General features: G+C 75.3%; 4 protein-coding genes and 1 pseudogene. 2 read left to right on the plus strand and 3 right to left on the minus strand.

All coding sequences use genetic code 11. The features are described 5' to 3' along the window. Window positions 1-1,079 (minus strand): serine/threonine-protein kinase (locus HMPREF3099_RS11785; protein WP_168168538.1); only part of this gene is annotated, 1,079 nt, incomplete at its 3' end. A 130-nt stretch (window positions 1,080-1,209) separates the two neighbouring features. Between HMPREF3099_RS11785 and HMPREF3099_RS11790 the strand changes: the two genes are divergently transcribed. Further along, window positions 1,210-2,697 carry an alpha,alpha-trehalose-phosphate synthase (UDP-forming) gene (locus HMPREF3099_RS11790; protein WP_070706263.1) on the plus strand — a complete coding sequence of 496 codons (1,488 nt, stop codon included), beginning with the start codon at window positions 1,210-1,212 and terminating at the stop codon, window positions 2,695-2,697. Further along, window positions 2,694-3,539, plus strand: a complete 846-nt coding sequence (gene otsB, locus HMPREF3099_RS11795; protein WP_202816766.1) for a trehalose-phosphatase — start codon at window positions 2,694-2,696, stop codon at window positions 3,537-3,539. Before HMPREF3099_RS11790 ends, otsB begins: the two co-directional genes overlap by 4 nt. A gap of 22 nt (window positions 3,540-3,561) precedes the next feature. Here the strand turns inward: otsB and rlmB are convergent, their stop codons facing one another. Beyond that, the gene (gene rlmB / locus HMPREF3099_RS11800; protein ID WP_070706264.1) at window positions 3,562-4,542 is read right to left on the minus strand and encodes a 23S rRNA (guanosine(2251)-2'-O)-methyltransferase RlmB; all 981 of its coding nucleotides are present in this window, start codon (window positions 4,540-4,542) and stop codon (window positions 3,562-3,564) included. Between the two features lie 2 nt (window positions 4,543-4,544). After that, window positions 4,545-4,725, minus strand: a pseudogene (locus HMPREF3099_RS11805) (cysteine--tRNA ligase); the annotation flags it as partial.

Raw genomic sequence — 4,725 nt, forward strand, 5'->3', positions numbered from 1 at the left:
TCGGGCTCGCGCAGGGTGCCGGCCGGCTGGGCACGGTGCTGCGGCGGGGGCTGCAGCACGCTCTCGTCACGCCGCGAGACCGCCGAGCGCGGGATCTCCCGGGTGGGGGTGCGCTCGACCGGACGGGTCGCGTCCGCCGGCGCGTGCGCGGGACTCGCCCACGCACCCGCTCCCGGGACCGCCCGGGTGGCAGCGGGGTCGTGACCGACCGGCTGGGTGGCTCCGGGGTCCTCCCCGGGCGGCCCGGCCTGGACCCCCAGCGGCTGCGTCTCCCGACGCACCGGCAGTGCACCCCCACCGTTCTCGACCACCTCCCGCACCTCGGCGGCCGTGGGGCGCGCGGACGGGTCCACCGCCAGGCAGGCCTCGGCCAGCGGCCGCCAGGCCCCGTCCATCGAGCGCAGGTCGTGCTCGCCGCGGCGGATGCGGGCCAGGATCGCCTCGCTCGGTCCCCCGCCGTAGGGGTTGCGCCCCATCGAGGCGAAGGCCAGCACCGCACCGAGCCCCCACCAGTCCGTGGCCACCGTCGGGTGCCCGCCCTCGACCAGCTCCGGCGCCAGGTAGCCCGGGGTGCCCATGACCAGCCCGGTGGCGGTCAGGCGGCTCTCGTCCCCGATGTGGGCGATGCCGAAGTCGATGATGACGGGCTCGCCGGCGCGGTCCACCATCACGTTGCCCGGCTTGAGGTCCCGGTGCACCACACCCACCTCGTGGATGGCCCGCAGCGCCTCGTGCACCCCCGCGGTGAAGCGCCGCAGGGCGCCGTCGTCGAGCGGCCCGTGGGTGGCCACGTGCTCGTCCAGCGGCAGGCCGTCCACGAACTCGGTGACGATGTAGGGGGTGGGCGCCTCCACGTCGGCGTCCAGGAAGCTGGCCACGCGAGGGTGGCGCACCCGCGCCAGGGTGGAGACCTCACGCTCCAGCCGGGTGCGCGCCGCGGTGTCGAAGGCGATGTGCGGGTGGAGCACCTTGACCGCCACGGACCGGCCCGCGGCGTCGGTCGCCCGGTGCACCGTGCCCATGCCGCCGTGCCCCAGCCGCTCCTCCAGACGGTACGGGCCCACCTGCGTGATCTCCATGCCCCGAGGGTAGGCGCCGGGACCCCGCCGGCCCGTGCAACCAGCGACGGAGCGTCCGGGCGTTTGCGGGCCCCACCACCGTGTGGTGAGGTGAGCGCGAGGGTCGGTCCCGACCCAGCGGGAGGACGACGTGAACGCACCCGAGAGCCAGGCCGGAAGCCCGGAGACCTTCGACTTCGTGGTGGTGGCCAACCGCCTCCCCGTGGACCGTGTGGTGGACGCCGACGGCACCACCCAGTGGCGCACCTCGCCCGGCGGGCTGGTCACCGCCATGGAGGCCGTGATGCGCGTGGCCGACGGCGCCTGGGTGGGATGGGCCGGGGAGGCCGGGGACGCGCCGGCTCCGTTCGACGACGACGACATCCACCTGCACCCGGTGCCGCTCTCGGCCGACGAGGTCCGCGACTACTACGAGGGCTTCTGCAACGACACCATCTGGCCGATCTACCACGACGTCATCGTCTCGGCCACCTTCCACCGCGAGTGGTGGAGGAGCTACCGCACGGTCAACGAACGCTTCGCCCGCGCGGCCGCGGAGGTGGCCGCTCCCGGCGCCACGGTGTGGGTGCAGGACTACCAGTTGCAGCTCGTCCCCCAGCTGCTGCGGGACCTGCGCCCGGACCTGCGCATCGGCTGGTTCAACCACATCCCCTTCCCCCCGGTGGAGCTGTTCGCCCAGCTGCCGTGGCGTCGGCACATCCTGCGCGGGCTGCTCGGCGCCGACTTCCTGGGCTTCCAGCGCGCGGACGACGCCGCGAACTTCCGACGGTCCGCGGCGCGGCTGGCCGGGGTGACCCTGGAGGGCGAGGTGCTCACGCTCGCCGAGGAGGACGGCCGCCAGGTCCGCACCGCCGCCGTGCCCATCAGCGTGGACTCCCAGCAGCTCGACCGGATGGCCCGCACCGAGGCCGTCCGGGAGCGCGCGGCCGAGCTGCGCGCCTCGCTCGGCAACCCGCGGACCCTCGTCCTCGGCATCGACCGCCTCGACTACACCAAGGGCATCCGCCACCGCCTCAAGGCCTTCGGCGAGCTGCTGGCCGAGGGGAGCGTGGCCCCGCCGGAGACCACCTTCGTGCAGATCGCCACCCCCAGCCGGGAGCGGGTGGAGGCCTACCGCAACCTCCGCGAGCAGGTGGAGGGCACCGTGGGGCACCTCAACGGGGACTTCTCCCCCCTGGGCACCACCGCCATCCACTACATCCACCGCTCGCACCCCCGCCAGGACATGGCCGCGCTCTTCCTGGCCGCTGACGTGATGCTCGTGACCCCGCTGCGCGACGGCATGAACCTCGTGGCCAAGGAGTACGTGGCCTGCCAGGTGGACGGCGGGGGCGCCCTGGTGCTCAGCGAGTTCACCGGGGCGGCCGAGGAGCTGGGCGAGGCCTACCTGTGCAACCCGCACGACGTCGAGGGCCTCAAGCAGACCCTGCTGCGCGCCATCACCGACGACGAGGACGAGAAGCGGCGCCGCATGGCCGCCCTGCGCGAGGTGGTTCTGGACAAGGACGTGCACACCTGGAGCCGCGACTTCCTGCTGGCCCTGGAGCACGCCCCCGACCTGCCGCCGGCCGGCGAGCCCGAGCCCGCCGTGATCGCCGACGCCGAGGAGACCGAGTGACCACCGGCCGCACCGACCAGCCCGCCCCGGACCAGTCCCACCTGGGCCGCTCCCCGTGGCTGGTGGTGGCCACCGACTTCGACGGCACCCTGGCCCCCTTCCACGACGACCCGATGGCGGTCCGGCCGCACCCCGGTGCCGTCGCCGCCCTGCGCCGGCTGGCCGCCCTGCCCGGCACCGAGGTGGTGCTCGTCAGCGGCCGCGACGTGGCCACCCTGCAGCAGCTCAGCGGGCTCGGGCCGGCCGAGGGGGTCTCGCTGCTCGGCTCCCACGGTGGCCAGCGGTGGCAGGTGGGCCACGACGCCCCGGCGGGCCTCGACGAGGACGAGGCCGCCCAGCGGGAGATGCTCGTGACCGGCGGGCGCGGCCTGGTGGCCGAGCTGCCCGGCACCACCCTGGAGGAGAAGTTCGCCGGCGTGGTGGTGCACACCCGGCAGGCCTCCCCCGAGGTGGCCCTGGAGGCCCGCGCCGCGGCACGCCGGCTCGGCAAGCGGTGCGGCGTGCAGGTCATGGTGGGCAAGAACGTGCTGGAGCTCAGCGTGCTGCGCACCACCAAGGGGGCCGCGCTGCGCACCCTCATCGACTCCCTGGGCGCGGACCGCTTCCGCCGCCGCAGCCACCGCGACCGCACCCCCGGCCACACCCTGTGGTTCGCCGGCGACGACGTCACCGACGAGACGGTCTTCCGCGCCTTCGACGGCGAGGCCGCGGCCGTGCTCGTCAAGGTGGGCGAGGGGGCCAGCGCCGCCACCTCGCGCGTGGACGGCATCGAGGACGTGGCGCAGCTGCTCACCGAGCTGGCCGACGCGCGCGAGGCCACCGAGGCGGCGCGCCCGGTCTGAGCAGGCCGGGCGGCGCGGGCCGTCAGCCCTCGGCGCCCTCCGCGGCGATCCGCGCGCGCTCGCGGGAGATCTCGTACAGGGTGACCGCGGCGGCGGTGCCGGCGTTGAGCGACTCAGTGAGCCCCGACATCGGGATGTTGACGACCTGGTCGCACAGCTCACGGGTGAGGCGGGAGAGCCCCTTGCCCTCCGAGCCCACCACGACCACCAGCGGGTCCGGGGCCAGCGGCAGGCCGGGGAGGTCCACGTCACCGTCGGCGTCCAGGCCCACCACGAACACGCCCTGCGAGCGCAGGTCCTGCAGCGCGCGGTTGAGATTGGTCACGCGGGCCACGGGAAGGCGCGCGGCCGCGCCGGCCGAGGTGCGCCAGGCCGCGGCGGTGACGCCGGCCGAGCGACGCTCGGGCACGATCACGCCGTGCGCCCCGAAGGCCGCCGCCGAGCGGATGATGGCGCCCAGGTTGCGCGGGTCGGTGATGCCGTCCAGGGCCACGAACAGCGGCGTGACGTCCGCGGTCCGGTCGAGCAGGTCCTCCAGGTCCGGGTACTCGTACGGCGGCACCTGCAGCACCAGGCCCTGGTGCACCTCGCCGTCGGAGAGGCGGTCCAGCTCCGGGCGGCCGGCCTCCAGCATCGGCAGGCCCCGCTCGGAGGCCAGGCGCAGCGCCTCCTTGACGCGGTCGTCGGAGTCGATGGTGGACGCCACGTAGAGGTGCGTGGCCGGCACCGCGGTGCGCAGCGCCTCGAGCACCGCGTTGCGGCCGATCACCAGCTCCGTGGAGTCCTTGCCGCTACGGGCCTTGCTGCGGCTCGGACGCTGCGGGCCGGCGGCCTTGGCCAGCCGCCGGGCGCGCTTGGCCGCCGGGTGGTACTCGCGGTCCTCGGCCCTGGGCGTGGGGCCCTTGCCCCGCAGGCCCTTGCGGCGGTGCCCGCCGGACCCGACCTGCATGCCCTTCTTGTTGTCCTTGCGCACCGCTCCACGGCGCGACGAGTTGCCTCGCACGGTCAGGCCTCCTTGGTGGTCGTCAGGTCCCAGGTGGCACCCTGCGGGCCGTCCTCCACCACGATGCCGAGGGCGGCCAGCTGGTCGCGGACCGCGTCGGCCGCGGCGAAGTCCTTGGCGGCACGGGCGGCCGCACGGGCCTCCAGGCGCTCGGCCACCAGGCCCTCCAGGGCGCGGCGCGCG

Source organism: Kytococcus sp. HMSC28H12, from assembly GCF_001816045.1.
Taxonomy (GTDB): domain Bacteria; phylum Actinomycetota; class Actinomycetes; order Actinomycetales; family Dermatophilaceae; genus Kytococcus; species Kytococcus schroeteri.